At 55.4% G+C, this 1,977-nt stretch carries 1 pseudogene; it reads right to left on the bottom strand.

What is annotated here, in order from left to right:
- Nucleotides 1-75: 75 nt before the first annotated feature.
- Nucleotides 76-1,902 (bottom strand): annotated as a pseudogene (locus AC2FPW_RS01315) (Tn3 family transposase); the annotation flags it as partial.
- Nucleotides 1,903-1,977 lie beyond the last annotated feature (75 nt).

Below are 1,977 nucleotides of genomic sequence, written 5' to 3' on the forward strand. Positions count from 1 at the left end.
ATGTTGTCCCATTCGGTGCCCCTTTCATGGACAGGGGTAAAGTACCCCAGTGTCCGGAAACAGGGACGAAGTCCAGCCATGCTGCATGGCCGAAGCGTATTTGACCATTTCATCGTACTGTCTTTCGATCTCGGCCCAGTCAACAGTGCCGGACAGGATCGGTAGCAGGTTGGGCAGTTGTCCCCGCATTGCGGAATTCGGTAAGGCCAGCTTTTGTCAGGCGATGGCCTTCAGACGTGGGGCCAATTCGAATCCAAGAAGATGACAGAAGGCGAAGCCGATGGCACTTTGGCCGTGGCTATCAACATACTGGCGCTGGATCTCCATGTCGGTGCAATGACGCAGAACCCCTTCGATCATCGCAGCCACTTCAGATGATGAGCAGCGTTTCAGCTGGGAATAAATACAGGTCGCCTGCCGTTCGACATGCCAATAGATCATGACACCGCGCCCGCCATAGCGGGCATGCCATTCGGTCATCAGGTTGCGATCCCAGGCTCCGAACTTGGTGGAATCTGCCGCGCAGGCGGTTCCCGCATTGCCCCAAACTGACGGATTGCGCACCGCCAACGTGGCATCTGCAACCTTGACCGCCGCTGCCCGAAGAGAAGCAGGATCGACATAGCGGCGTCGGATATGCAGCAACTCATCATAGCTGATTTCCGGCGTGCCAGCAGCTACACGTTTCAAACCGGCATTGGTGCCCAGGCCGTAGAGGCAAAGCAGCAGGCGTTGATCCCGGATATCACGCGGCAGTGCTTCCCGGCTGGCTGACGTTTCGAATGCTCCCAGAAAGCCTGTCTCCAGCGCTGTCTCTTTCAGCGTATCCAGCAGTCCGGTCATCGGCCACCGCCGACCAATCTCTGATTTAAGGCCGATCAACCCTTTTGGCTCTGGTGCCGGGGTGAAAGGTGTAATGCTAATGCAGTTGTCACCAGACCAGCGCAGCCGCACCTTGTCACTATTGGGCAGCGAGCTGTTCAGTTGACGTAACTCATACTCCAACTGCTCCCGAACAGATCGCGAAAATTCCCGTGCATCCTGGGTGAGCTTCAGGCCAGCATAGTATACGTCGCGCTTCTCAGGAAAATCCTTCGGCAGATCATCGTCCGGGTTACGATAACGATCAGCCCCTTCGACCCAGATCTCTTTTGACCTGATACGATCCCGCAACTGGGTCAGGACACAGAGTTCATAAGAAATAACATTCAGCCGCCCGCGTGTGTCGATCACGGTTTCCTGCCATTTACGCGGAATTGAGCCCTCGGGTGCCAGCGCAGCCGGGGCGTAACGCCGTCCTTCCTCATTCAGGCGGATTATCAGAACCAACGCATCCAGGATCGGTCGCCACGTCTCATTATTCGAGCGGAATTGTAAGACAGACAACAAGGACGGCAGCATTCGACGATAGTGGCTGGCATAGGAACCCCGCATTACAGTCTGAATCCGAACATTCAGTGTTCCCTTGGCCCTGTGTTCATCAATGATGGCTTTCAGCTTGGCCGCGCCCGCGATTGGAAAGATCACATCCGAGACTTTGCCGTTCGGGGCCATCATCGCCGCCGTCGCAATGTCCACCAGTAACCGTTCCTTGCCGTGAACCTTATCGATGTCAGCGGCAATTTTGCTGATCACCTTCCGTTTGGAGCGTGTGCCGATGCGATGAACAACGTCGATGAGCAGGTCTACAAGACCATCAATCAGCTGCGATCTGCGCGACATCAGATAGATCGCCAACAATCCCAGGCGCTTTTCCCGGCTATGCCGCCGCATCTCTGAGGCTGTTTCCCCCTCAACCCGGCGGGTCAATATCCTGATCCATGTGGGATCAACCTCGTTGACCAAATCGAACGGCAGATCAAGAGCATGAATAAAGGCCAGCCGGTCAGCTGCGTCGAGTACTGGACTTCGTCCCTGTTTCCGGACAGTTTCACTATTGACCCTATGCGGCCATTTTCCAAGTCATATTGTTAAAGG

The sequence above is a fragment of the Ruegeria sp. SATB027 genome (genome assembly GCF_059613825.1).